This is a genomic window from Staphylococcus debuckii, assembly GCF_003718735.1.
In the GTDB taxonomy this organism is placed as follows: domain Bacteria; phylum Bacillota; class Bacilli; order Staphylococcales; family Staphylococcaceae; genus Staphylococcus; species Staphylococcus debuckii.
In genome coordinates, this window is the sequence record NZ_CP033460.1 from 1 (window position 1) to 26,254 (window position 26,254).

The 26,254-nt window shown below is 37.7% G+C and carries 21 protein-coding genes, 8 pseudogenes and 1 other annotated feature; of the genes and pseudogenes, 4 read left to right on the forward strand and 25 right to left on the reverse strand.

What is annotated here, in order from left to right; all coding sequences use genetic code 11:
- From rpoB to CNQ82_RS00115, 23 genes and pseudogenes are all read right to left on the reverse strand, one after another.
- Window positions 1-2,227: pseudogene (gene rpoB / locus CNQ82_RS00005) on the reverse strand (DNA-directed RNA polymerase subunit beta); the annotation flags it as partial.
- Between the two features lie 328 nt (window positions 2,228-2,555).
- Window positions 2,556-2,957, reverse strand: a pseudogene (locus tag CNQ82_RS13215) (methyltransferase).
- Between the two features lie 342 nt (window positions 2,958-3,299).
- A pseudogene (rplL, locus tag CNQ82_RS00015) lies at window positions 3,300-3,577 on the reverse strand (50S ribosomal protein L7/L12).
- A complete protein-coding gene (locus CNQ82_RS13440; protein ID WP_420876472.1) occupies window positions 3,567-3,623 on the reverse strand; it encodes a hypothetical protein in 57 nt (18 codons plus the stop codon). Before CNQ82_RS13440 ends, rplL begins: the two are co-directional and overlap by 11 nt.
- A 77-nt stretch (window positions 3,624-3,700) precedes the next feature.
- Window positions 3,701-4,202 (reverse strand): annotated as a pseudogene (gene rplJ / locus CNQ82_RS00020) (50S ribosomal protein L10).
- A gap of 46 nt (window positions 4,203-4,248) precedes the next feature.
- Window positions 4,249-4,398, reverse strand: a sequence feature (ribosomal protein L10 leader region).
- Window positions 4,399-4,539: 141 nt separating this feature from the next.
- Window positions 4,540-5,234, reverse strand: a pseudogene (gene rplA, locus CNQ82_RS00030) (50S ribosomal protein L1).
- 206 nt (window positions 5,235-5,440) lie between these two features.
- Window positions 5,441-5,862, reverse strand: a pseudogene (rplK, locus tag CNQ82_RS00035) (50S ribosomal protein L11).
- Window positions 5,863-6,044: 182 nt separating this feature from the next.
- Window positions 6,045-6,592, reverse strand: a pseudogene (gene nusG, locus CNQ82_RS00040) (transcription termination/antitermination protein NusG).
- A gap of 20 nt (window positions 6,593-6,612) precedes the next feature.
- Complete coding sequence (secE, locus tag CNQ82_RS00045) at window positions 6,613-6,810, reverse strand: preprotein translocase subunit SecE (RefSeq protein WP_123143538.1); 198 nt, start codon at window positions 6,808-6,810, stop codon at window positions 6,613-6,615.
- 46 nt (window positions 6,811-6,856) lie between these two features.
- Window positions 6,857-7,000 (reverse strand): 50S ribosomal protein L33, encoded by a 144-nt coding sequence (gene rpmG / locus CNQ82_RS00050; RefSeq protein ID WP_095106879.1) that lies wholly within the window; start codon window positions 6,998-7,000, stop codon window positions 6,857-6,859.
- Window positions 7,001-7,195: 195 nt separating this feature from the next.
- On the reverse strand, window positions 7,196-7,759 hold the full coding sequence (locus CNQ82_RS00055) for a sigma factor (protein WP_240624895.1): 564 nt from the start codon (window positions 7,757-7,759) through the stop codon (window positions 7,196-7,198).
- A gap of 11 nt (window positions 7,760-7,770) precedes the next feature.
- Window positions 7,771-8,295 (reverse strand): NYN domain-containing protein, encoded by a 525-nt coding sequence (locus CNQ82_RS00060; protein WP_123143539.1) that lies wholly within the window; start codon window positions 8,293-8,295, stop codon window positions 7,771-7,773.
- Window positions 8,296-8,298: 3 nt separating this feature from the next.
- Window positions 8,299-9,042: a 23S rRNA (guanosine(2251)-2'-O)-methyltransferase RlmB gene (gene rlmB, locus CNQ82_RS00065; protein ID WP_123143540.1), complete on the reverse strand. Its 744-nt coding sequence runs from the start codon at window positions 9,040-9,042 to the stop codon at window positions 8,299-8,301.
- Between the two features lie 5 nt (window positions 9,043-9,047).
- Entirely contained in the window at window positions 9,048-9,449 is a 402-nt protein-coding gene (locus CNQ82_RS00070) for a Mini-ribonuclease 3 (RefSeq protein ID WP_206125366.1), read from the reverse strand.
- Window positions 9,442-10,842: a cysteine--tRNA ligase gene (cysS, locus tag CNQ82_RS00075; RefSeq protein ID WP_123143541.1), complete on the reverse strand. Its 1,401-nt coding sequence runs from the start codon at window positions 10,840-10,842 to the stop codon at window positions 9,442-9,444. The genes CNQ82_RS00070 and cysS overlap by 8 nt, the downstream gene beginning before the upstream one ends.
- Entirely contained in the window at window positions 10,826-11,455 is a 630-nt protein-coding gene (gene cysE, locus CNQ82_RS00080) for a serine O-acetyltransferase (RefSeq protein ID WP_186824455.1), read from the reverse strand. Before cysE ends, cysS begins: the two co-directional genes overlap by 17 nt.
- Before the next feature lie 303 nt (window positions 11,456-11,758).
- Complete coding sequence (gltX, locus tag CNQ82_RS00085; protein ID WP_123143542.1) at window positions 11,759-13,213, reverse strand: glutamate--tRNA ligase; 1,455 nt, start codon at window positions 13,211-13,213, stop codon at window positions 11,759-11,761.
- Between the two features lie 288 nt (window positions 13,214-13,501).
- On the reverse strand, window positions 13,502-14,560 hold the full coding sequence (locus CNQ82_RS00090; protein ID WP_123143543.1) for a PIN/TRAM domain-containing protein: 1,059 nt from the start codon (window positions 14,558-14,560) through the stop codon (window positions 13,502-13,504).
- Window positions 14,561-14,587: 27 nt separating this feature from the next.
- Entirely contained in the window at window positions 14,588-15,958 is a 1,371-nt protein-coding gene (gene radA, locus CNQ82_RS00095) for a DNA repair protein RadA (RefSeq protein ID WP_123143544.1), read from the reverse strand.
- Window positions 15,959-16,134: 176 nt separating this feature from the next.
- On the reverse strand, window positions 16,135-18,600 hold the full coding sequence (locus tag CNQ82_RS00100) for an ATP-dependent Clp protease ATP-binding subunit (RefSeq protein ID WP_123143545.1): 2,466 nt from the start codon (window positions 18,598-18,600) through the stop codon (window positions 16,135-16,137).
- A gap of 11 nt (window positions 18,601-18,611) precedes the next feature.
- The gene (locus tag CNQ82_RS00105; protein ID WP_095106897.1) at window positions 18,612-19,616 is read right to left on the reverse strand and encodes a protein arginine kinase; all 1,005 of its coding nucleotides are present in this window, start codon (window positions 19,614-19,616) and stop codon (window positions 18,612-18,614) included.
- A gap of 4 nt (window positions 19,617-19,620) precedes the next feature.
- Window positions 19,621-20,007: pseudogene (locus CNQ82_RS00110) on the reverse strand (UvrB/UvrC motif-containing protein); the annotation flags it as partial.
- Window positions 20,008-20,166: 159 nt separating this feature from the next.
- Window positions 20,167-20,628, reverse strand: a complete 462-nt coding sequence (locus CNQ82_RS00115) for a CtsR family transcriptional regulator (protein ID WP_095106901.1) — start codon at window positions 20,626-20,628, stop codon at window positions 20,167-20,169.
- A 173-nt stretch (window positions 20,629-20,801) separates the two neighbouring features.
- Here CNQ82_RS00115 and CNQ82_RS00120 point away from each other — a divergent pair, with 173 nt between their 5' ends.
- The 3 genes from CNQ82_RS00120 to CNQ82_RS00130 all read left to right on the forward strand — a co-directional run bounded on the left by CNQ82_RS00120 (window position 20,802) and on the right by CNQ82_RS00130 (window position 23,136).
- Window positions 20,802-22,013 carry a NupC/NupG family nucleoside CNT transporter gene (locus CNQ82_RS00120; RefSeq protein ID WP_095106903.1) on the forward strand — a complete coding sequence of 404 codons (1,212 nt, stop codon included), beginning with the start codon at window positions 20,802-20,804 and terminating at the stop codon, window positions 22,011-22,013.
- Between the two features lie 161 nt (window positions 22,014-22,174).
- On the forward strand, window positions 22,175-22,618 hold the full coding sequence (locus CNQ82_RS00125; protein ID WP_123143546.1) for an ASCH domain-containing protein: 444 nt from the start codon (window positions 22,175-22,177) through the stop codon (window positions 22,616-22,618).
- A 20-nt stretch (window positions 22,619-22,638) separates the two neighbouring features.
- Entirely contained in the window at window positions 22,639-23,136 is a 498-nt protein-coding gene (locus tag CNQ82_RS00130) for a GNAT family N-acetyltransferase (protein WP_123143547.1), read from the forward strand.
- Between the two features lie 152 nt (window positions 23,137-23,288).
- Here the strand turns inward: CNQ82_RS00130 and pdxT are convergent, their stop codons facing one another.
- Together pdxT and pdxS are read right to left on the reverse strand one after the other, a co-directional pair.
- Window positions 23,289-23,885: a pyridoxal 5'-phosphate synthase glutaminase subunit PdxT gene (pdxT, locus tag CNQ82_RS00135; protein WP_123143548.1), complete on the reverse strand. Its 597-nt coding sequence runs from the start codon at window positions 23,883-23,885 to the stop codon at window positions 23,289-23,291.
- Between the two features lies 1 nt (window position 23,886).
- Window positions 23,887-24,774, reverse strand: a complete 888-nt coding sequence (gene pdxS, locus CNQ82_RS00140) for a pyridoxal 5'-phosphate synthase lyase subunit PdxS (RefSeq protein WP_123143549.1) — start codon at window positions 24,772-24,774, stop codon at window positions 23,887-23,889.
- A 97-nt stretch (window positions 24,775-24,871) separates the two neighbouring features.
- Between pdxS and pdxR the strand changes: the two genes are divergently transcribed.
- On the forward strand, window positions 24,872-26,242 hold the full coding sequence (pdxR, locus tag CNQ82_RS00145) for a MocR-like pyridoxine biosynthesis transcription factor PdxR (protein WP_123143550.1): 1,371 nt from the start codon (window positions 24,872-24,874) through the stop codon (window positions 26,240-26,242).
- The last annotated feature ends 12 nt before the right edge of the window (window positions 26,243-26,254 follow it).

Genomic DNA, 26,254 nt, shown 5'->3' on the forward strand with positions numbered 1-26,254 from the left:
AGAAGGACCATCCGCTAAGATTTCGCCTTGGCTTACAATGTCGCCATCTTAACGATAGGACGTTGGTTATAACAAGTACCTGAGTTAGAACGTTTAAATTTAGCTAATCTGTACGTATCTACTTCACCATCAAATTGTTGGCCGTCTTCTTCAATAATACGACGCACTTTAATTTGATTTGATTCAACATGTTCTACACGGCCAAAGTGTTTGTTGATAACAGCAGCACCTGAATCTCGTGCAGTAGCATGTTCCATACCTGTACCTACAAATGGAGATTCCGGATTCATCAATGGTACTGCTTGACGTTGCATGTTCGCACCCATTAATGCACGGTTAGAGTCATCGTTTTCTAAGAATGGGATACATGCTGTCGCAGCTGATACTACTTGTTTAGGAGAAACGTCCATGTAGTCCATTTTTTCTCGATCCATGATTGTGTTGTTACCACGGAACGACAAACTACTTCTTCGCTAAGGAAGTGGCCTTCATCATCTAAACGAGAGTTTGCTTGAGCTACTACATAACTGTCTTCTTCGTCAGCAGTCAGATAGTCAATTTGATCAGTTACAGTATTAGTATCAAGGTCAACTTTACGATATGGTGTTTCGATGAAACCAAATTCGTTCACACGAGCATAACTAGATAATGAGTTGATCAAACCGATGTTCGGACCCTCTGGCGTTTCAATCGGACACATACGGCCATAGTGAGAATAGTGAACGTCACGTACTTCCATTTGAGCACGTTCACGAGTTAAACCACCAGGTCCTAATGCTGATAAACGACGTTTGTGTGTCAATTCAGCTAACGGGTTTGCTTGGTCCATGAATTGAGACAATTGAGAGCTTCCGAAGAACTCTTTAATTGAAGCAATTACTGGACGGATATTAATAAGTTGTTGCGGTGTAATAGAATCAGTGTCTTGAATAGACATTCTTTCACGTACCACACGTTCCATTCTTGATAAACCGATTCTGAATTGGTTTTGAAGCAATTCGCCTACTGAACGTAAACGACGGTTACCTAAATGGTCGATATCATCAGTTTGTCCGATACCATGCAATAAGTTGAAGAAGTATGACATAGAAGCAACAATATCTGCAGGTGTAATGCATTTAACCTCTGAATCAGGGAATGCGTTACCGATTACAGTTGTTGTACGTCCTTCTTCATCATTTGGTACGTAAACTTTGATTGATTGAATTTCTACTGGTTCATTAACAATACTGTCATCTAACTCATCTACTTCGATGTTAGCATTTGATTCTAGAACATCCATGATTTCGTCTAATTTACGACGATCTAGTACAGTACCTTCTTCAGCAACAATTTCACCAGTATCACTGTTCACAATCGGTTCAGCCAATTTTTGGTTGAACAAACGATGTTTTAAATGAAGTTTCTTGTTCATTTTGTAGCGGCCTACGCTCGCTAAATCATAACGTTTTGGATCGAAGAAACGAGAGTAGAGCAAGCTTTTTGCATTTTCTACTGTAGGTGGTTCGCCAGGGCGTAAACGTTCATAAATTTCTAATAATGCTTGTTCAGTATTTTCAGTACTATCTTTTTCAAGAGTATTACGTAAGTACTCGTTATCACCTAACAAATCAATGATTGATTGGTCAGTTGAATAACCAAGTGCACGAAGTAATACAGTCAACGGCAATTTTCTAGTTCTATCAATACGCACATAAACGATGTCTTTTGCATCTGTTTCGAATTCCAACCAAGCACCACGGTTAGGAATTACAGTCGCATCATAGTTTTCACGGCCGTTTTTATCTATTTTTTCATTGAAATATACGGATGGAGAACGAACTAATTGTGAAACGATAACACGTTCAGCACCATTAATTACGAAAGTACCAGTATCAGTCATTAATGGGAAGTCACCCATGAATACTTCTTGGTCTTTCACTTCTCCTGTTTCTTTGTTAATGAGACGCACTTTGACACGAAGAGGTGCAGCATAAGTTGCGTCACGGTTCTTAGATTCTCTAAATCATATTTCGGTTCACTAATCTGTAATCACAAATTCTAAGAAGGTTGCCTGTGAAATCTTCAATCGGAGAATATCTCTGAACATTTCAGTAATCCTTCTTTTAGAACCAATCATACGATTTCGTTTGAATTTCGATAAGGTTCGGTAATTCTAAAACCTCGGAAATTCTCGCGTATTTCTACGTTTACGATGTCTTCCATATTGGGACAATTTACCTGCCAAACAGATTCACCCTCAAAAATTGTTCGAATGCCTTTTACTATAAAAAATAATTTGAAATGCAACAAGACAAAAGAAAACGGCAGCACACCTGATGACACCATTTTCTATTCTGCGTTATTAATGATTTACTTTGTTATTTTATAGTAAAAGTACACACTTCTTGAACATAAATTTTTACATTCTATACTATATCAGAAATAAAATAAATGTCAATGGTTAACCGCTTGCTTTTTAAAATATAATACCCTTTATCTTTAGTTAGGGTTGTGACATTGCCAAAACAGCTCCATTTTCTTTTTGGCTGATGGCATGCCTTGTTTCTTTTGAATTACGACATAAAGTTCCCATCTTTTTTTAATTTTGAATATGCATCTTCTAATATTCCATGTACAACTGATTTACCCGCTCTGATAGGAGGGTTTGTTACAATCATGTCTGCACTGTCATCTGAAATTTCAGCTAATCCATCACTTCTTGTATCACCACATTATCAATATGGTTCTTTTCGCTATTTTCTTTAGCCAATTCCAAAGCACGATGATTAACATCCAAAGTATTACTTTATGATGCGGAGATACTTTGCAATCATCAATCCAATCGGCCCATAACCGCACCCTACATCTATAATTGTTTTACTTGGACCGGGAGGATGTTCTTTTAGAAATGTTCTTAATAATAAGTCGGATCCATAATCGATCTTCCCTTTGGAAAATACGCCTGAGTCAGTCATAAGGTTTAATTCATCCTGCTGATAACGATACTTAAAATTTTCTTTATGACTTGCTACTTCTGGATCTCTATCATAATAATGATCATACTACACTCATTTATTTAACACTCTGCAGATGCATTTCTATCCACCTTTAGATACACATTTATAGTCTATAAAGCTATGAAAGGCAATAAGGTGAGGGATAATTCTAACGTGCTTACATTAGAAAAAACCCCGTTAACTCAATAACGGGGTTTTCATTTCTCAAAGAATTCAGGCTGTGAAAACCTTAATTTTCACGATATTAACAATGGTTATTAGCCTCGTTCTCTTTTCATTCAATTCAATTAGCGATTAGAATTATTTCAATTCTACTGAAGCGCCAACTTCTTCTAATTGTTCTTTAAGTTTTTCAGCTTCTTCTTTAGGTAAAGCTTCTTTGATTACTTAGGAGCGTTGTCTACTAATTCTTTAGCATCTTTCAATCCTAAACCAGTTGCGTCTTTAACAGCTTTAACAACTTTGATTTTAGATGATCCAGCTGAAGTTAACTCAACGTCAAATTCAGTTTTTTCAGCAGCTTCGCCGCGCCTGCTGCACCTGCTGCTGCTACTGGAGCTGCTGCAGTTACACCAAATTCTTCTTCAATTGCTTTACTAAGTCATTTAATTCTAATACTGACATTTCTTTAATTGCTTCAATGATTGTTCTTGATTAGCCATTATTATATTCCTCCGTTTTATAAAATATTACGTTGCTGATTATTCAGCACTTTCTTCTTCTTTAGATTCTCCAACTGCTTTAACTGCATAAGCGAAATTGCGAACAGGAGCTTGTAATACAGAAAGTAACATAGATACAAGACCGTCGTGTGATGGTAAAGAACCAACAGTTTCAACTTCTTCAGCTGAAATAATGCTTCCGTCCATTACGCCTGTTTTAATTTCTAAAGCTTCGTGTTCTTTTGCAAATCCAGCGATAACTTTGCAGGAGCAACTACGTCATCAGTAGTTGTTGCAATAGCTGTCGACCTGTTAAGAATTCGTCAAGACCTTCAAGGCCAGCTTGTTCTGCAGCACGACGTAACATAGTGTTTTTGTATACTTTGTACTCAACACCAGCTTCACGTAATTGTTTACGTAATTCTGTTACTTCAGCTACTGTTAAACCACGGTAATTCACGATTACTGTTGAAACAGAATTTTTAAGTTGATCTGCAATTTGTTCAACTAATTGTTTTTTTGCTTCAATAATTCCAGACATTCAGACACCTCCATATTAATTTAGTTCGGTGCTTTTCATTTGGTTTACCCCAATAAAAAAAGCACTTTCACCCTACGGCAAAAAGTGCTTGAAAGTTTATCATAGATCACGTTCAAGTCAATTTTAGCCTCGGTAGGATATAGATTTTAAGTTATTTATTAACTCCTACTGTCTTAGGTAAAATAATCACATTAACCAATATAACGGTTTAGATGTGATATGTCAATATGTTTTAAAAAACTAGAGAAAATAATTTCAAGTAAGTGCAGATTCAAATCAATTCGTTCGGCACGTCACATCTTGTTATTTTCTCTAGTTCATTCATTTCAGTTATATATTATAGTTTGAAGTTAGAAGTATCTACTTTAACACCAGGACCCATTGTAGTTGTAACTGCAACAGATTTGAAGTAAGTACCTTTTGCAGAAGCTGGTTTAGCTTTAGCAATCACATCTTGAAGCGTATTGAAGTTTTCAATTAAGTCTTCAGTGCTGAATGATACTTTACCAATTGAAGCGTGGATGATACCAGCTTTTTCAGCGCGGTATTCAACTTTACCAGCTTTGATTTCTTCAACTGCTTTTTTAACATCCATAGTTACTGTACCTGTTTTAGGGTTAGGCATTAAACCTTTAGGTCCTAATACACGACCTAATTTACCAACTTCGCCCATCATATCTGGTGTAGCAACAACTACATCAAAGTCGAACCAGCCTTGTTGGATTTTAGTAGCGTATTCTGATTCACCTACGTAATCAGCGCCTGCAGCTTCTGCTTCAGAAGCTTTATCACCTTTTGCGAATACTAATACACGTTGAGTTTTACCAGTTCCGTGCGGTAATACTACTGCACCACGGATTTGCTGGTCGTTTTACGAGTATCGATACCTAAACGGAATGCTACTTCAACAGTTGCATCAAAGTTAGCAACGCTTGTTTCTTTAGCTAAGCTGATTGCGTCTTCAACACTATAGTGTTCGTTGCGATCAACTTTGCTAGCAGCATCTAGATACTTTTTACCTTTTTTAGCCATTTATTATTTCCTCCTTTAGTGGTTTTAGCGGGAATGTCCTCCCACATTACTTGCTACTGCAAGTTAAGAGCAGATGACGCTGTCAGCTGTTCGCAATATAAATATTGGATTCACTTTGAGTCATCTGCCGGTTTGTTTCAAGTTTCAAATTGTTATGTTTGTTCGTTTAAGAGATGCATTATAGAATAGCTCTCTTTGCTACGTTATTATTCTACAGTGATACCCATACTACGAGCAGTACCTTCGATAATACGCATAGCCGCTTCTTCATCAGCCGCATTTAAGTCAGGCATTTTGTTTGAGCGATTTCACGTACTTGATCTTTAGTTACTGAAGCAACTTTGTTTTTGTTAGGTTCACCAGAACCTTTTTCAACGCCAGCTGCTTTTTTAAGTAGTACTGGAGCCGGTGGAGTTTTAGTAATGAATGTAAATGAACGGTCTTCATATACACTGATTTCTACCGGAATAATTAAACCTGCTTGTTCTTGTGTTCTTGCATTGAACTCTTTACAGAATCCCATGATGTTCACACCTGCTTGACCTAATGCTGGACCAACTGGTGGTGCTGGGTTCGCTTTACCTGCAGGAATTTGTAATTTAACTACTTTTTCTACTTTTTTAGCCACGATGTGCACCTCCTTGATATCGTGATGTGGTCACAGGGCTCAATTTTGCCCTCCCACTCTTAAAACATTTCGTGACGAAATGGCCTGCCCTTCGCGAGCACGACCACAGTATTATATCATTTAAAAAATGTAAAATCAACACTATTTTCATTTTTAGTGTTTTATGCTGTTCAATTTAAATCTTAAAGTTTCTCGATTTGATCAAATTCTACTTCAACTGGAGTTTCTCTACCGAACATATCTACTAATACAGTCAATTTGAATTTATCTGCTTCGATTTCTTGCACTTCACCGACTTGGTTAGCAAATGGGCCTGATTTGATACGTACTTGTTCACCGACTTCAACTTCTACATCGATTGTTTTCTCTTTCATTCCCATTTGTTTCAAGATAAAGCGGACTTCATCCGGAAGCAGCGGATTAGGTTTAGAACCAGCACCAGCCGATCCAACAAATCCAGTTACACCTGGTGTATTTCGAACGACATACCATGATTCATCTGTCATTACTAATTCCACTAAAACGTAACCTGGAAATGTTTTTTTCGTCAATTTCTTCGCTTTACCGTCTTTGACTTGTGTTTCTTCTTCTTCTGGTATGACAACTCTAAAAATTTGTTCTGTCATATTCATCGATTCCACACGTTTTTCTAAATTCTTTTAACTTTATTTTCGTAGCCAGAGTAAGTATGCACGGCATACCAACGCTTTGCTCCAACTTCCTCAGACATGTATGTTGTCACTCCTCATATTAACTAATTAATTTTATCAATTCACCGATTCCCAAATCTAAGGCATAGAAGAAGAGTAAGAAGAATACTACTGTTACGATAACAATAGTTGTATATTTCAACAATTCTTCTTTAGTCGGCCAACTTGTCTTCTCCATTTCAGAAATAACGCCTTTAAAGAAACTATCTTTAGGTGCTTTTTTCTTATCTTCAGCCATTGTCGTACCTCCAATTAGTCATTAAATTCATCGTGGCGCAAGGCAACTACTTCGATTCCTTGTGTATCGTATGTGCATTACAAGTTTTGCAATACTTCTTCAATACTAATCTCTCTGCAAGGTCGCTGTTCTTTGGAACGGTATAATTTCTATTTCCGCATACTTCACAATTGAGCGGGACTTTCTTCATAATACCTTCACCTTACCTATATTAAATACTCACTTACTATACATAAGAAACCCTTACAATGTCAAACGACTAATCAATTGTAAGTTGTGCCTATATGTAAAATAAGTATGGTATTTCATTCATATTGTTTGTATTCTTTGCGCAATTTTGTTTTACAGCGATAAAGAGCATTATATACTGCTTTTTCCGTAATCCCTATCGCATATGCTGTTTTTGCGGAGAATAGTCATCCAATATATATTGTACTACTTCTTGTTCTAGTTTACTTAATTTCTTGCAATAAGAATCCAACTTTTCCCTTGCTTCTTCTATAATTAATCTTTCCTCAATGCTTTGTTCTGAAACAGCGGTCTCATATCGACTTCGCGCTTCTTCTATCAAACATTGGTGCTGTTTATTCAATCTGGTTTGTTTTCGGTAGTAATCAAACTTTGAAGTTTTAATTAAACGATTTAGAAAATGGTCAAAGGGTGTACTGGTTGATAGTTGATATTTATCTATATTTCTGCAAATTCTAAGAGAGATATCTTGGAGTAAGTCATCACAATCTGAAAATGCGATACTTTTATTTTGAATACGTTGACGGATCAAGGGCTGTAATAGGATAAGCAACTGGTTAACCGCTTCTTTGTCTTCTGCTTGAGCGCGTAAAATTAACGAGGTGATTTTCGTGGTGATTTCACTGGGATGCTGAGGCATGGCATTGTTCCTTTCACAGAAAGTGAAATTAGCATACCTGAATTCATCTTCGTTAATCAACTTGCAAAATTTTATTTTTCTTGGTTGCCGCGCCGTATTTTTTCAAATTCTGTGAGCACCTCATCTGACAGAGGAATGCGAGTTCTCGGCTTGTTATTGTCAAAGGATTTCATTGATGTATTAACGCTCGCTTCGTTCAACTTGATATTTTGCCACATTTCCCGCGAAGGGATACGATAAGCACCTGTTCCAAAAATAGCATGCTGTTCACTCAAATCACTCGTTACTACAGCGATATGTGTCGTATGCTTATCGTACAAATCATACACAAGTCGTTCTATATAGCTATCTGCTGTTTCATTTTCTTTTGTAAAAATAGTTTTAATCCCATGATAGTAACTCACGCTTTCATTGCCCTCTTGTTCGTAGGCATCAAACACACAAATAATTTCACCTGCTACTGCAGCATTATAATTACCTATCGATAACAACAACTTTTCTCTAGCTTCTTCTAAACTATCTTTAGCTAAATTTGTCAGATAGCTGCTTTGACCTATCATGTTATAACCATCAATAATTAAATAACGATCCTTCATGATTTATTCACCTGCCGGATGGCGTTTGCGATAAATCTCATATATCATCAAGCTCGCAGCTACAGAAGCGTTTAAGCTGTTGATATGGCCCGCCATAGGAATTTTAATATAAAAATCACATTTTTCTTTCACCAATCTGCTCATACCGTGACCTTCATTACCGATAACAATAGCAAGCGGCATGTCGACTGCCATTTGTCGATAGTCTGTTGCATTATCAGCAGCTGTACCTGCTATCCAGTAACCTTTATCTTTCAATTGATCCATGGTTTGAGATAAGTTTGTCACGCGTACTACAGGTACATGTTGAATGGCGCCTGCAGAAGCTTTGGCAACAGTTTGGGTCAAGGCTACAGAACGTCTTTTCGGAATAATGACTCCGTCCACATCTGCAGCATCTGCGGTACGTAGAATAGACCCTAGATTATGAGGATCTTCTAATCCGTCTAGTATTACCAAAGTCGGCAATCCTTCTTTGTCTTGCAATTGAGCGAGCAAGTCGTCTAACTCAGCATATTCATACGGTGCCACTAATGCAGCGACCCCTTGATGCGGCGCTTCAGCTAAATGATCTAATTTTGATTTTGGGACAGTTTGGACCACTATTTTTTGATTTTTTGCATGTTTTAATATTTCTTCAAGTTGTTGTTTTTTTACGCCATCTTGAATTAAGATTTTGTTGATTGAATGTCCTGATGTAATGGCTTCTTTAACGGCATGTCGTCCGACAATCACTGAATCTTCCACGTCCGTCACTCCCTTTCTTCTACTGCAGTTACAATACTTTCTAATAATGCTTGCAGTCTTTCTTCTTTATTTTCTAAATATAAATAGCCTATTACCGCTTCTAACCCCGAACTCTTACGATAAGTCTGTACGTCAGTGTTTTTAGCTTTAGTATGACTTTTAGCATTACGGCCTCGTCGTATGATTTCTTGTTCTTCTTCTGTAAACCAGTCTTCTTGCATCAGAAAATCCAGCGTAGCAGCTTGGCTTTTAGCAGTTACATATTGTTTAGCTTGCTGATGCAAACGATTCGGCTTTGCACGTAATTTCAAAATGATATGTTTGCGGACAAATTGGTCTAAAACTGCATCCCCCATATATGCTAAAGATAATGGGTTCAGCAGTTTTATATTATTTATATTATCCACGTTTGAATCTCACGCCTTGTGCAGTATCTTCAAGGATAATATTTTGTTCTTTTAATTGATCACGAATTTCATCAGCGCGTGCAAAGTCTTTATTTTTTCGTGCTTCATTACGTTCTTCAATTAAGGCTTCAATATCTTCATCCAACAATTCATCTTGTTGTTTACCTTTTAATGGAACACCTAAGACATCACTGAAGATTTGGAAGACTTCTTTAAAGCGAGCGATTACTTTTTTAGAAGTGGTATTTTCCAATACATATTTATTCGCTAATTTCGCTAAATCATACCAAGTAGTAATCGCATTTGCTGTATTGAAATCGTCATCCATTACTTTCTCAAATTGTGCCAACAATTGATCAACTTGTTCGATATATTCAGATTGTTCTTCAATATCTGTTGCAATGGCTTCACGTTCTTCGATGGCTTGATAACTGTTGCGGATACGTTCCAAACCGCTTTTAGCTGACTCAACTAGTTCCATATTGTAATTGATTGGACTGCGGTAATGCACACTGATCATAAAGAAACGTAATACATCTGGGTCCACTTCTTTAATAATGTCATGCACTAACACAAAGTTGCCTAATGACTTACTCATTTTCTCATTATCAATATTAATAAATCCATTATGCATCCAGTAGTTTGCAAATGGTGCATGGTTATGTGCCTCTGATTGTGCAATTTCATTTTCGTGGTGAGGGAATTGCAAATCACTGCCACCTGCGTGAATATCAATCGTTTCACCCAGTTCATTATATGCCATTACTGAGCATTCAATATGCCAACCTGGACGCCCTTTACCAAATGGACTATCCCAGCTGATTTCGCCTGGTTTGGCTTTTTTCCATAGTGTAAAGTCCAACGCATCTTCTTTTTGTTCACCTGATTCAATACGTGCGCCGACCTTCAAATCATCAATAGATTGATGGCTTAATTTACCATAGTCTTCGAATTTACGTGTGCGGAAATAAACATCTCCGCCACTTTCGTAAGCATAGCCTTTATCTACTAAATCTTTAATGAATGCGATAATATCATCCATATGATTCATAACGCGCGGATTAGAAGTCGCTTTTTTAACATTTAAAGCACCTGTATCTTCGTAAAAAGCTTGGATGTAACGGTCCGCAATTTCAGGGACACTTTCATTCAACTCTTTAGAGCGTTTGATCAATTTGTCATCCACATCTGTAAAGTTAGAGACGTAATTGACATCATAACCTTTATATTCGAAGTAACGGCGCACCACATCATAATTGATAGCAGGACGTGCGTTTCCGATATGAATATAGTTATAAACCGTTGGCCCGCAGACGTACATTTTAACTTTACCCGGTTCTAGCGGTTCAAAGGGTTCTTTTTGTCTTGTTAAAGTATTATATAATGTAATCATCTTGAATCTCTCCATTCTTAACTTGCTCTAGTTGCTTTTCTAATTGTTTCATTTGTTCGTAAATTGGATCTGGCAGATTGAGATGGTCAAAGTTTTTACCGATACGTTTACCATGTTGTTTCACAATATGTCCTGGAATACCTACTACTGTTGTATAGCTTGGTACATTTTGCAGTACAACCGAATTCGCTCCGATATTAACATTAGAATCTACTTTGATATTGCCTAGAATTTTTGAACCTGCAGCAATTAAAACGTTGTCCCCGATGTCAGGGTGACGTTTCCCTTTCTCTTTACCAGTACCGCCAAGCGTCACACCTTGATAAATTGTAACGTTATCACCGATAGTACATGTCTCCCCGATAACTACACCCATGCCATGGTCAATGAATAAACGTTTACCTATTTTAGCTCCCGGATGAATTTCAATACCTGTAAAAAACCGTGAAACTTGCGAAATAATACGCGCAGCCACATAATGCTGCTTATTATATAATTTATGAGCCACTAAGTGACTCCAAACTGCATGTAGTCCTGCATAAGTTGTTGCAACTTCGAATGCTGTTCTGGCAGCAGGGTCTTGTTCAAACACCATTTTTATATCGTCTCTCATTCTTCTAAACACGTAATCCCCTCCTAATTATAAAAAAAGCACCTCTAACAACTTAATGTCAGAGGTGCAATCGCACGGTTCCACTCTTCTTCAGCATGTTGAAATACCGCTCAAGCGATTTCTTACATACTCTCAAATAACCCGTATTCATTATTTCATACGCCAAGGTGCATTCAATAATAGTTATGATGTGCTCTCAGCTTCCGCACACTCTCTGAACATAAACTACTATCTACTAATCCTCAGTAATCACCTTTAATAATAGGTGGTTTATTTCAAAAATTCAAGCAACTTCAATATATTTTACAGATATTTTTTCAAGCGTGTAAGTACTTTTTCTTTACCTAATACTTCCATCGTATTTGGTAATTCTGGTCCGTGCATTTCACCAGTTACAGCTACACGAATCGGCATGAATAATTGTTTGCCTTTAATACCAGTTTCTTTTTGAACTGCTTTGATTGTTTTTTTGATTTCAGCCGCTTCAAACGGTTCTAAAGCTTCCAATTTGCCATACAAGTGATTCATTAATTCTGGCACTTGTTCACCGCTGATAACTTCTTTTTCTTCGTCATTCAATTCAATTTCATCACGGAAGAACATTTCAGATAACGGTACAATTTCACCCGCATAACTCATTTCTTTTTGATATAAGCCAATCAATTTGCGGCCCCAGTCTAAATCTGCTTCAGAAGGAGATTCAGGAATTAAACCAGCATTGATTAAGTGAGGTAAAGCCAATTCAAAGACTTTTTCAGAGTCTTTTTGTTTCATATATTGGTTGTTCACCCAAGCTAATTTTTTCTTATCAAAGAAAGCAGGTGATTTTTGCAAGCGGTTTTCATCGAAGATTTTAATGAATTCTTCTTTAGAGAAGATTTCTTCTTCACCTTCAGGAGACCAGCCAAGCAATGTAATAAAGTTGAACAATGCTTCAGGCAAGTAACCTAAGTCACGATATTGTTCGATAAATTGCAAGATTTGACCGTCACGTTTACTTAATTTTTTGCGTTGTTCATTCACGATAAGTGAAATGTGACCGAAACGTGGTGGTTCCCAACCGAACGCTTCATAAATCATTAATTGTTTAGGTGTGTTTGAAACGTGATCATCGCCACGGATAACATCAGAAATTTCCATATAATGATCATCTGCTGCTACAGCGAAGTTATAAGTCGGAACACCGTCTTTTTTCACAATAACCCAGTCGCCGATATTATCAGATTCAAACGATACTTCACCCTTAACCATATCATCGAATTTATAGACTTTACCTTTAGGCACACGGAAACGAATTGAAGGTTGACGGCCTTCTGCTTCGAATGCCGCTTCTTCTTCAGGTGTTAAATGAGCATGTTTACCTGCGTAACGCGGTGTTGCGCCACGTGCAATCTGTTCTTCACGTTCTTGTTCTAATTCTTCTTCAGTCATATAACATTTATAAGCTTTATCTTCTGCTAATAATTGTTCCACTAAAGGATCATAGAATTTCGCACGTTCTGATTGGCGGTACGGACCGTAACCTTTATCTTTGTCCACTGATTCATCCCACTCAAGACCTAACCATTCCAAATTGCTGAATTGAGAAGATTCACCATCATCTAAGTTACGTTTTTTATCTGTATCTTCAATACGTACAATAAAATCTCCATCATAATGTTTAGCAAATAAGTAGTTGAATAGTGCTGTTCTAGCGTTTCCGATATGCAAATAACCTGTTGGACTCGGTGCATATCTTACTCTTACGCGTTCACTCATTATATCGTTCACTCCTGTTTTTATTGTTTTTCGGAAAAGAAAACCTCAAAAAGCAAGTTGCTCTTTGTTGTCTTAGCTTTCTCCTTATTCATATAGAATGCCAGTGTATTCAGTGTTGCAGTCTTACACCATTGTCTGGAATCAACAGTTCATTTCGTGACACAAAAATCATCAAACATTCTGTATCCATTCTTATTTATTGTAGCATTACGAGCGCTATTTGGTAAGCCCAATGCTTGCAAAAATCTAACAGAGCGCTCTGAAGTTTTCTTTTTAAAAAGGTTGGATTTAAATTAATTTAGCAAATATAATACGGCCCGACGAAGTTTGTAAAATACTTATGATTTCAATATCTACATATTCACCTACATATGTTTTCGCATCATCAATCACTACCATCGTACCATCTTCTAAATAGCCGACACCTTGACCAGGCTCTTTCCCTATTTTTGTCAGCAAGAGATTCATCTGATCGCCTTGACGCACAGTCGGTTTCACCGCTTCCGATAAATCGTTGACGTTTAAGACTTTCACGCCTTGAACGTGGCAGATTTTATTTAAATTAAAATCAGTAGTAATCACATCTGCTTTATATTTATGTGCTAATTTAATTAACAACGCATCAATATCATTATATGATTTTTGAGGATGTATAATCCGCGTAGGATACGTATTGTCGTGCAGACGATTCAAGATATCTAACCCACGTTGCCCTTTATCTCTCTTCACGCTATCTGTAGAATCTGCCACAATTTGAAGTTCATTGATCACACCTTGCGGAATTAATATCTCACCATCTAAGAATCCGCATTCTATCACTTCTAAAATTCTGCCATCAATGACTGCGCTGGTATCAATAATTTTAGGCGCAGCACTGTAGGTGTTCAATTGTGCTGAACGTGCCATTTTTTCAGGCAGAAACATCAACATCTCGTCTCTTTTTTTCAAACCGAATTGGAACCCTAAGTAACTTAAGAAGACTGTAATGATAATAGGTAAAACATGAAGAAATAATGAAGAACCAATTAAATTTAAGATGAAAGAAATCATTACAGAAATTAATAAGCCCATAATCAAACCAATGGCTGCAAATAAAATTTCGATTGCGCTATGACGCATAATAAAGATTTCAAGCTTTCGCACATATTTCGTGATGCGCGGAATAAATATTCCAAAGATTAAAAAGAATATTAGTATACCAATTAAGCTGATAATATATTTGTTGGCAAGCCAAGGATAAGTATGCAGTATTCCTGTATCACGTGCCACTGACGGGATTATAATAACACCGAGTGTGGCACCTAAGATAATATAGCTTGCTATCACAATCATTCTAATAATTTTCACGCTGATGTCCCCCTCTCTTTATCTGTCTCAGCGTTTCATCAAGGCGAAATCAAGCGCTTCATGTACACTTGTGACGCCGATAACTTGGATTCCATCAGGGAAATCCCAACCGCCAATATTTGTTTTAGGGATAATCACACGTTTAAATCCAAGTTTCGCTGCTTCTTGTACGCGTTGCTCAATGCGTGAAACGCGACGTACTTCACCAGTCAATCCTACTTCACCCACATAGCAATCCATTCCGTTGACTGGCTGATCTTTAAAACTAGAAGCAATCGAAGCAATAATTGCTAAATCGACAGCTGGTTCAGTTAATCTGACCCCGCCTGCTACTTTGATATAAGCATCTTGCTGTTGCAATAAATAGCTTTCCTTCTTCTCAAGTACAGCCATCAATAAATTCAAACGGTTATGGTCGATACCTGTAGCCATCCGTCTAGGATTATTGAAAGTTGTCGGTGTAACCAAGGCTTGTACTTCAATCAATAGCGGTCTGGTACCTTCCATGGTTGGCACGATAGTCGAACCTGCTACATTGGTAGAACGTTCTTCTAAGAACATTTCGGAAGGATTTTTCACGCCCTTTAATCCGCTATGTTTCATTTCAAAAATACCCATTTCGTTAGTTGAGCCGAAGCGGTTTTTAACTGCGCGCAAGATACGATAGGCATGGTGTTCATCACCTTCAAAATACAATACTGTATCCACCATGTGTTCTAGTAATCTCGGCCCTGCAATTTGGCCTTCTTTCGTTACATGTCCTACTATAAAGGTCGCAATATTCATCTGCTTTGCAATGCCCATTAAAATTTGCGTACTTTCTCTTACTTGCGAGACCGAACCTGGCGCAGAATTGATATCCGGGTGGTAAATTGTTTGAATCGAATCTACCACTACTAAATCAGGTTGTGTCTGTTTGACCGCTTCTTTAATCACTTCTAAATCTGTTTCTGCAAATACGTTCAAATTGCTAGAATCTTCGTCTAGACGATCTGCACGCAATTTTGTTTGGTTAAGTGATTCTTCACCTGTTATATATAATACTTTTTTCTTTTGTGATAAGGCTGAACAGATTTGCAGCAGCAACGTAGATTTACCAATCCCTGGATCTCCGCCGATTAAGACCAGCGACCCTTGTACAACACCGCCTCCTAAGACTCTGTCGAATTCAGGAGAACTCGTTTGAATACGTGGAGTCGTCTCATTTTGTACTTGATTCAGCTTCGTTACTTTCGCTGTCTGCTCACGTGTACGCATGCCTCTGCCGCTTGGTGCTTCTTTCTTTTCAACGACTTCTTCCATTTGGTTCCAAGCTCCGCAATTCGGACATTTACCCATCCATTTCGGAGATTGGTACCCACATGCCATACACTCAAAAATGACTTTTTTCTTTGCCAATTTCACACCTCCTATTTTTTGTGAAAAGCATAATTATTTTACACCTTTACTATGCTAAATTCCATCATATCAGATTTTGAATTTTTACAGGGTCTCAAATGCATAAAGAAAGAGCACACGCTGACATTACAATGCAACGCATGCTCTTACTCTATCTATTTGATTTGTATTTGATTTTACGCTTTTGTAGCTGTTTTAACCGTTTCATCTGTTTCACGATCATTGATGTTATATTCAAATTTTTCGCCGTTATGATCAACAACTACATCTTTGCCTTCTAATTGGTTGCCGTCTAAGATCAATTCACTCAAGTTGTCTTCAACTGTTTTTTGAATTGCTCTGATAAGCGGACGTGCACCATATTGAGGGTCGTAACCTTCTTCAGCAATTTTTTCTTTAGCTTTTTCAGTAACGCTGATATTAATATCTTGTTCAGATAAGCGTTCTGTAAGTTTATTAACCATTTTAGTTACGATTTCTTTTAATTCTTCTTTATTAAGTTTGTGGAAGACGATAATGTCATCTACACGGTTTAAGAATTCAGGGCGGAAGGCATTTTTCAATTCTTTCAACATTGTACTGCGAATTGTTTCATAGTCTTGGCCTTCTGATGAACCGCCGCCGAAGCCTGTAAAGCGTTGGTCTTGTAATTCTTGTGCACCAACGTTTGAAGTCATAACAATGACTGTGTTACGGAAATCGACTCTGCGTCCTTTAGTATCAGTTAAGAAACCATCATCTAAGACTTGAAGCAAGATATTGAATACATCTGGATGTGCTTTTTCGATTTCATCAAACAAGATAACTGAATAAGGTTTACGTCTTACTTTTTCAGTTAATTGTCCGCCGTCATCATGACCTACATAGCCTGGAGGGGCACCAACTAAACGACTGACTGAGTGTTTTTCCATGAACTCACTCATGTCTACACGAATCATTGCATCTTCGTCCCCGAACATTGATTCAGCTAAGGCACGAGCCAATTCTGTTTTACCTACACCAGTTGGTCCTAAGAAGATAAAGCTTCCGATTGGACGTTTAGGGTCTTTCAATCCTGCACGAGCACGTCTTACGGCTTTACTGATTGAAGTGACAGCATCTTTTTGACCGATAACACGTTCATGCAATGTGTCTTCTAAGTTCAACAGACGTTCTGATTCTGTTTCGTTCAGACGAGTCAATGGAATACCAGTCCATCCTGCAATCACTTCAGCGATGTCATTTTCACTTAATGTGGTATTAGAACCGCCTTGTGCATTTTTCCATTCGTTTTTAGCGTCTTCATATTGTTTTTCTAATTTAGTTTGTTTATCACGAAGGTTAGCAGCATTTTCAAATTCTTGTGAATGTACAGCTGCATCTTTTTCGTTTTTCACTTTTTCAATTTCTTGTTCGATTTCTTTCAAGTTTGTTGGTGTGGTATGACTTTTAAGTCTTACTTTAGAACTTGCTTCATCGATTAAGTCGATAGCTTTATCTGGTAAGAAGCGATCTGAAACGTAACGGTCACTTAAACGTGCTGCTGCTTCGATAGCTTCATCAGAGATATTAATACGGTGATGTGCTTCATAACGATCACGTAGACCTTTCAAGATAGATACTGTGTCTTCAACAGTTGGTTCATCTACTTGTACAGGTTGGAAACGACGTTCTAACGCTGCGTCTTTTTCAATGTGTTTACGATATTCGTCTAATGTTGTGGCACCGATTGCTTGCAATTCACCACGTGCAAGTGCTGGTTTCAAGATGTTAGAGGCATCAATTGCGCCTTCAGCACCGCCTGCACCGATTAATGTGTGCAATTCATCGATGAATAAGATAACATCACCTGCTTGGCGAATTTCTTCCATTACTTTTTTAAGTCTTTCTTCGAATTCACCACGATATTTAGTACCAGCAACCACTGTGCCCATATCTAGAGACATCACACGTTTATTTTTCAATGTTTCAGGTACTTCATTATTCACAATCGCTTGAGCTAAGCCTTCTGCAATTGCTGTTTTACCTACACCAGGTTCCCCGATTAATACTGGGTTGTTTTTAGTACGACGGCTCAATACTTCGATCACACGTGTGATTTCTGCGTCACGTCCGACAACAGGATCTAATGTGCCGTCTTTAGCAATCGCTGTTAAATCACGTGCTAAACCATCTAATGTCGGTGTGTTATTAGATTTTGCGGCTTGCGCATTTTTGTTGCTCATTTCCGGACTGCCAAGTGCTTTAACAACTTGAGCACGTGCTTTTGTAATATTTAAGTCTAAGTTTGCAAACACACGTGCTGCTACGCCTTCATTTTCACGGATTAAACCAAGCAAGATATGCTCTGTTCCGACGAAATTATGGTGAAGTTTACGTGCTTCATCCATTGAAAGTTCGATAACTTTCTTAGCTCTTGGCGTATAGTGCAATGTGCCGACTTGTTCTTGACCTTGTCCGATTAGTTTCTCTACTTCTGCTACTACAAGATCTTCTGTAATACCGAAACTTTCTAATACTTTAGCTGCGATGCCTTCTGGTTCTTTCATTAAACCGAGAAGTAAGTGTTCAGTTCCGATATTTGAGTGATTCAAACGAATCGCTTCTTCTTGTGCATGCGCTAATACACGCTGTGCACGTTCTGTAAGTCTGCCGAATAACATAGCATAACCTCCTATTTTATATGTTCTCTAATAATATTTGCTCTTTGTTCATTTATCGATACTTCATCTGTGTCATTTATTAAAAATGGTGTTTGTATAGCGACCATCATTTCATTAAAATTAAAGTCTGGTATTTCAATATACCCTAAATCTATACCTAGTTTCACTTCGCTGAGTCGCATTGCCGCTTCTTCAAGTGACATCAAGCGACTATATCGCAACAATCCGAAAGAACGATAGATGCGATTTTCCATTTCAACTGAACTATGTTGATCCAATTGTTTTCTGACATTCAATTCTTCTGTAATGATTTGTTGTACAATCTCTATTAATGTTTCTATAATTTGTTCTTCTGTTCTTCCCAACGTCAATTGGTTTGAAACTTGGAAGACGTGGCCATACACTTGCGAGCCTTCACCATAAATGCCTCTGATGGTGAAGCCGAAGCGGTTAATCGTTTGCGCGATTCGATTCATACGTTTGGTAATCGAAAGGCCGGGCAAATGCAACATTACGCTGGCACGCATTCCTGTACCAATATTCGTGGGACAGGTTGTAAGATAACCAAGTGTTTCGTCAAAGCTTATGCTGAGTTTGCGATCTAACTCATCGTCCACTTCTGAAGCCTTTTGAAATAAAGATTCAAGATTCATATCGGTACTCATTGTTTGAATCCGGATATGATCTTCTTCATTTACCATTATGCTTAATGATTCATCTTCATTCAACAATACTGCTGAGGCAGGTTGTTTAATCAGCTCTGAACTAATTAAATGTTTGGCTACAAGTTTAAGTTTATCTCTTTGTTCCAGATTGCTCAGCTGCAAAGTTTGCATTTTCGGCAATGCATCTTGTACTTCATTAATTACCTTTTGACCTTCAATATCTGAAGTAAACATTAAGGGGTGCACATGATTATCCAAGTTTCTTGCGAGTCGAATGCGTGAAGACATTACCACAGGTGTTTCTTCACCATGTTCCATCCATTCACTCATATACATTGAATGTTCTTTCATGCAGCTATCCCTCGCTTTCTGCTTGAAGTGCTTTAATTTCATCGCGTACTACAGCCGCTTCTTCAAACAATTGCTTATCTACTAATTGCTGTAAATATTTATTTTTAGATTCGATTAATTTCTTAAGTGCTATTTTATGCGTTGAGGAAACAGGTGTTTTACCGACATGTTCAAATTGTCCACCTTGCACACGTCTTACAATATCCACAATATCCTCTTTGAAAGTCGTGTAGCATTGCGCACATCCGAATTTCCCTTTATAGGCAATATCTTTAATTGTCATATGGCAGTTTGGGCAGCGCTTTTCTTCTTTAACATTGAATTCTTCTAAATGAATACCATGCTTTGTCGCTAAGTGCTGCAAGATTTGTTTGATTACAAATGAACCTTCCATATCTTCTTGATGATTCTCAAATGAAGGTTCTTCATCGTAATTTTCTGCTTTGATAGGTTCAACATGTTCAGGATATGCTTCTTTCAGCATTCCATCATGCTTTTCAGAATCTATTGCTTCTATTTTATCGTCAGACATGTGCAACCTCCTTGTCTATTAATAATAATTAATGACTGGCAAGAGCTGTTTCAATATATTTGCTCGTACAATATCTCTTGCCGCTACATCCATTCTTAGCGTGTCGCGATCGACCACTGCTAGAATCATTTTCGCTTCACGAATAGTAATATATTGATTTTCAAGCAAGCCTTCAATCACATAGTGCGCTTGTTGCTGAGAAATAGAATCTCCGATAATTTGTAAGAGATGGTCAATATAACCTTTTGTATCTTTCGTTTCAACTTTGGTGATTCTTATATAACCGCCGCCGCCACGTTTACTTTCTATTTCATAACCGTGTTCATTGGTGAATCTTGTCTTAATCACATAATTAAGTTGAGAAGGTACACAGTCAAAGCGTTGCGCAATATTGGCTCTTTGAATCTCAACAACATCCTTATTTGATTCCTCAAATAAATGTTTAATGTATTGTTCTATGATGTCGGACATATTATGCATGGATATCACCCCTTTTTTGACCTTCTTTGACTATATTATATGACCAACTTTGACCTTTTTCAACCAATATGTTTCTAAAAAATTTGGTTTTCGTGAAAAATTGGGATGTAACTTACTACCATTTTAATGTATGATATGGTATGAAAATAAAAAAATAAAGGATGAAGAAAAACATGCATATCATTATTGCTTTAATAGGGATTATTTTCTTTTTAGCACTTGCATTTGTTTTTAGCTCAGATAAGAAAAATGTCAAATGGAAATATGTCGGCATTCTGCTTGTTATCCAATTCGTCTTCGCCTTCCTACTATTAAAAACTAATATAGGAATCACGGTTATTGGCGGCATTGCAAACGGCTTCTCTTACCTGTTGGCTAAAGCAGCTGATGGAGTAAACTTCGTATTCGGAGGATTTAAATACGTGGATCCTAAAAATCCGCCATTCTTCTTCAGCGTATTATTACCGATTGTTTTTATCTCAGCTATTATCGGGATTTTACAATATACTAAAATCTTGCCGTTGGTAATTAATGTCTTAGGATTTTTAATTTCCAAAATCAACGGTATGGGACGTTTAGAATCATATAACGCAGTTGCTGCGGCTATTTTAGGACAATCCGAAGTGTTTATCTCATTAAAAAAACAACTTCCTTACATACCTAAGCAACGTTTATACACACTCACAGCTTCAGCAATGTCCACAGTGTCCGCTTCAATTGTCGGCGCTTACTTTACATTGCTCGAACCTAAATATGTCGTAACAGCTATCGTATTAAACTTATTTGGCGGTTTTATTATCGCTTCTATCATCAATCCTTATACAGTGGATGAAAAAGATGACAAGTTATTAGTAGAAGAAACTGAAAACAAACAATCCTTCTTTGAAATGTTGGGAGAATATATCTTAGATGGATTTAAAGTTGCGGTCATCGTAGGGGCGATGTTAATCGGTTATATCGCAATCATTGCATTGTTAAATGGTATCGTCAGCGGAATCTTCACGATGGTTTCAGGCGGACATATTAAATGGGATTTCCAAACATTAATTGGATTTGTCTTCGCACCATTTGCATTCTTAACAGGTGTACCTTGGCATGAAGCAGTAAAATCTGGTTCATTGATGGCAACTAAGTTACTTTCCAACGAATTCGTTGCTATGCAAGGTCTAGGAAAAATGCACGGCTTATCGGACCGCGCAATCGGTATTACTTCCGTATTCTTAGTATCATTTGCGAACTTCAGTTCCATCGGTATTATCTCAGGTGCAATCAAATCATTAAATAATGAAAAAGGTGACGTGGTTGCACGTTTCGGACTTAAATTATTATTCGGTGCAACATTAGTGTCATTCATTTCTGCAGCAATCGCAGGATTCTTCATGTAAGATTAAGCAGCTCATAAGATGGCTTCCTAATTAAGGGAGTCATCTTTTTTATTATTTGTTGCAAAAAAAGAGCTTGTATAACAACGGCACCTATATTAAATTGCTTTCCACCACTTTTTAATGTAAAATCTCACTAACATAACAGAGAAAGGAACAACCAAATGACTATTGAAGAATACTGGAAAACATTTGTATCATGCCAACCTGAGTATCAAAATGTATCTTATACAGCATGGCAATTTGGAGTGGATCCAAGTAATCTTGCAGATTTAGTTAAACGAGGTATTAAAACTGCTACAACAAGTGGTTTAGCTTTTTATTCAGCAGAACAAGAACCGTTGCCAAAAGTTGGCGATTTGAGCATGGTTCTAGATGCACAAGACAATCCTATCTGTATTATTAAAAACACCAAAGTATATCAAGTTCCCTTCTCTGAAGTATCAGAAATGCATGCCTACAAGGAAGGCGAAGGAGACCGCACATTAAGTTATTGGGGAACTGTTCATACGGACTTTTTCGAAAAAGAATTCAGCTCAATCAAACAGTCTTTTTCTGAAAAAGAAATAATGGTCTGTGAAGAATTTGAATGTATACATACGTTTTAAATTAAAAATGAGGTGATTGAATGGATTTAAATCAGATTCAAATCGATAAGTTTCAAGAATCAGATACACAAACTGTCGTAGAGCTTATTATTCATACCCTTAGAACGACTAACATCCAAGATGAACCTGCAGAAGATATCGAAAGTTACGTTAAAGATATTACACCTGAAAGTATTCAATACAAAGCTGAAAATGTTAATTTCTATGTTTTCAAATTCAATAATGAACTGATTGCGACAGGAGCAATCGGTCCTTATTACGGCAGCAAAACTGAATTGTGTTTTTTCTCCATCTTCGTCTCACCAGATTATCAAAAACATGGTATCGGTACATTAATTATGGATACATTAGAAGATGATTACTATTACCATCGTGCTGAGCGTTTAGAAATTCCCGCTTCTATCACCGGTGTTAATTTCTATCGTAAACGCGGCTATGACTATAAGAATGGTATTAAAGAGCCTGACGATGTTGGTTTGATTTTTCTAGAAAAGTTTAAAAAAGCGAGCACTCTATAAAAAGAGTCCTCGCTTTAATAATGAGAATGGGACGTAATAATATCTCAACCCATCTCTCTGAACTGGCAGTAGCTATCTGAATAGAAAATGCGCTTGTTCCAAGCTCCTTTCTATTCTAGTTAGCCTTGCCGGGGCGGGAAGACGAAATAATTTTAATCACAAATTATTTCTGTCCCGCTCCCATGTTTATATTCTGCAACAATATGATCAATGAAATATTGCGTCACACGGTAATCATCTGTTAATTCAGGATGGAATGAAACACCTAAATAGTTACCTTCTCTCACTGCTACAATTTTATCATCTACCGTACTTAAAATTTCCACGTTGTCACTGTTTACTTTTTCAATATGCGGCGCTCTGATAAAGACAGCTTCTATATCATCCGCAATACCATTAATGTCTAATTCCGCTTCAAAACTGTCAACTTGACGGCCAAACGAATTACGTTCCACCGTAATATCTAGTTTTTGTAAATAGCCTTCTTCACCTACGATATCTTGGGCTAAGACGATTAAACCTGCGCATGTTCCGAACATCGGCAAATCCGAATTTACCAATGCTTCTTTAAAACCGTATAAGTTCATCAAACGACGTAATGTCGTTGATTCACCACCAGGCAGAATCAAGCCGTCAATTTCCTCTAATTGTTCAACACGTTTTACACTGACACCTTCATGTCCGCTCAATTCAATATGACGCAAATGTTCTCTCACTGCGCCTTGCAAAGCGAGTACACCGATTTTCATCTTACCAGCCACGCTCTTGCATACGTTCTTCTAATGACAATTGATTAACATCTAAGCCTCTCATTGCTTCGCCTAATTCTTGAGCAAGTTTACCGATTAATTCGTAATCAGTGTAATGTGTTGTTGCTTGAACAATCGCTTTCGCAAATTTTTCAGGATCATCAGATTTAAAGATACCTGAACCTACGAATACACCGTCTGCGCCTAGTTGCATCATTAAAGCAGCATCTTGAGGTGTAGCTACACCGCCAGCTGCAAAGTTAACAACAGGTAAACGGCCGTTATCTTTAATAGATTTCAATACTTCAAATGGCGCACCGATTTCTTTCGCAAACGTCATGATTTCATCATCCGGCATTACAGTTAATTTCGCCACTTCAGAATTCACTTGACGCATATGACGCACTGCCTCTACGATATTACCTGTTCCAGGTTCCCCTTTTGTACGCAACATCGCAGCACCTTCGCCAATACGACGTGCAGCTTCGCCTAAATTACGGCATCCGCATACGAATGGTACAGTATAATCGCTTTTCAATAAATGATACTCTTCATCTGCTGGAGTTAATACTTCAGATTCATCAATATAGTCAACGCCCATCGCTTCAAGCACACGCGCTTCAGTAATATGGCCAATACGGCATTTTGCCATAACCGGAATTGAAACCGCGTCCATTACTTCTTGAACAATCTTAGGATTACAAGCACGTGCCACCCCACCAGCTGCTCTGATGTCAGAAGGCACACGTTCTAAAGCCATAACCGCTACAGCTCCCGCTTCTTCTGCAATTTTAGCTTGTTCTGCATTGACAACGTCCATAATAACGCCGCCCTTTTGCATCTCAGCCATTCCACGTTTAACTCGATCTGAACCTACTTGTTTAGACATACTAAATACCCCTTTTCTAATTGATTAAATCCAGTTTAAAGGATAAACTGATAGTGTTAAAGAGTCAATTTCAATAAAAATTAGGAGGCCAGTTTCTATGTCTCAACCACTTTATATGCAGCTTTACCAAACCTTGAAAGAACAAATTATCGAAGGCCAATATCAATCCGGCGACCGCTTTCCATCCAAACGCCGTCTAGCCGAACACCATTCACTCAGCAACACCACAATCGAGCACGCGTACCAGTACTTACTAGATGAAGGCTATATCTACTCCAAACCCCGCTCAGGCTACTACGTTTCCGATATCGAGTCCCTTCCAATAGTGACCAAAGAAACTGCAGCTTCCTTCCAGGAAAAAGAAATCCTTGAAGAGCAGCAGACCCGCTATCAATTTGATCTTGCCCGTATTGATACCGAACACTTTCCGTGGCAGCAATTTCGCAAATATGCCAGAGATGTCTTCGATCAATCAATGGCCGACATCTTACAGCCAGGCATGCAACAAGGCGAATACAAATTGCGCCAAGCCATAGCGCATTACCTTTTCAATAGCAGAGGCGTCAGTTGCCATCCAGATCAAATTATTATTGGTTCTTCAACAGAACAATTAATCAATCAAGTCACTGATATTTTAACAGACCGTTCTTATATTATTGAATATCCAAGCTATCCGCCAATCAAGCAGGTATTAGATAAGAAGGGATTAAATTATAAAAGAGTCCCCGTTAAAAAAAGCGGTATTGATATGAAAGAAATCCAAAATTCTAAGCGTGAAGTGGTTTATGTTACGCCTTCTCATCAATTCCCAACAGGCTATGTTATGAATTTGAAGGTACGTACGCAGTTAATCAACTGGGCCCAGCAGCATCCGGAACGCTATATTATTGAAGACGACTATGATTCTGAGTTTCGTTATTTCAGCAAGCCGATTCCTGCCTTGCAAAGTTTGGATACCACAGGAAAGGTTATTTATATAAGTACCTTTTCAAAATCACTTTTCCCAAGTTGCCGTATCGCATTTATGGTGTTGCCAGAAGATTTAATGGAACGCTATCATCACTTACCCGACAAAGAAGGTACGACTGTCCCAGCGCCGATGCAATACATGATAGCAGAATTTATGGAAAAAGGTTCTTTCGAAAGACATTTGAATAAAATGCGTAAAGTCTATCGCTATAAGCTGACATATATTTTAGATGCTTTAGCCCCTTACAAAGACCAACTGCATATTGAAGGTGCAACTACAGGCATGCATTTTACACTCACCGTACAAAATGGATTATCTTTAAAGGATATTTTAAACAGAGCGCAAAAAAATCATGTGAAATTAACACCTTTGAATCGCTATATGAAAAAAAATAGTCGAAATAAATATATTCCTAAATTTATTATTGGCTTTGGCGGTATTAAAGATGAAGAATTAAAAGCTCATACAGAAGCATTACTTAAAACACTGACGATTTAGGAGGGAATTCGC

What these genes read in the sequence shown, in the direction of transcription:
- secE (WP_123143538.1), bottom strand. Translation starts at nt 6,810, where the DNA reads ATGGCTGAAGATAAGAAAAAAGCACCTAAAGATAGTTTCTTTAAAGGC.
- rpmG (WP_095106879.1), bottom strand. Translation starts at nt 7,000, where the DNA reads ATGAAGAAAGTCCCGCTCAATTGTGAAGTATGCGGAAATAGAAATTAT.
- CNQ82_RS00060 (WP_123143539.1), bottom strand. Translation starts at nt 8,295, where the DNA reads ATGAAGGATCGTTATTTAATTATTGATGGTTATAACATGATAGGTCAA.
- cysS (WP_123143541.1), bottom strand. Translation starts at nt 10,842, where the DNA reads ATGATTACATTATATAATACTTTAACAAGACAAAAAGAACCCTTTGAA.
- cysE (WP_186824455.1), bottom strand. Translation starts at nt 11,455, where the DNA reads ATGAGAGACGATATAAAAATGGTGTTTGAACAAGACCCTGCTGCCAGA.
- gltX (WP_123143542.1), bottom strand. Translation starts at nt 13,213, where the DNA reads ATGAGTGAACGCGTAAGAGTAAGATATGCACCGAGTCCAACAGGTTAT.
- CNQ82_RS00100 (WP_123143545.1), bottom strand. Translation starts at nt 18,600, where the DNA reads ATGTTATTCGGCAGACTTACAGAACGTGCACAGCGTGTATTAGCGCAT.
- CNQ82_RS00105 (WP_095106897.1), bottom strand. Translation starts at nt 19,616, where the DNA reads ATGAAAGAACATTCAATGTATATGAGTGAATGGATGGAACATGGTGAA.
- CNQ82_RS00115 (WP_095106901.1), bottom strand. Translation starts at nt 20,628, where the DNA reads ATGCATAATATGTCCGACATCATAGAACAATACATTAAACATTTATTT.
- CNQ82_RS00120 (WP_095106903.1), top strand. Translation starts at nt 20,802, where the DNA reads ATGCATATCATTATTGCTTTAATAGGGATTATTTTCTTTTTAGCACTT.
- CNQ82_RS00125 (WP_123143546.1), top strand. Translation starts at nt 22,175, where the DNA reads ATGACTATTGAAGAATACTGGAAAACATTTGTATCATGCCAACCTGAG.
- CNQ82_RS00130 (WP_123143547.1), top strand. Translation starts at nt 22,639, where the DNA reads ATGGATTTAAATCAGATTCAAATCGATAAGTTTCAAGAATCAGATACA.
- pdxT (WP_123143548.1), bottom strand. Translation starts at nt 23,885, where the DNA reads ATGAAAATCGGTGTACTCGCTTTGCAAGGCGCAGTGAGAGAACATTTG.
- pdxS (WP_123143549.1), bottom strand. Translation starts at nt 24,774, where the DNA reads ATGTCTAAACAAGTAGGTTCAGATCGAGTTAAACGTGGAATGGCTGAG.
- pdxR (WP_123143550.1), top strand. Translation starts at nt 24,872, where the DNA reads ATGTCTCAACCACTTTATATGCAGCTTTACCAAACCTTGAAAGAACAA.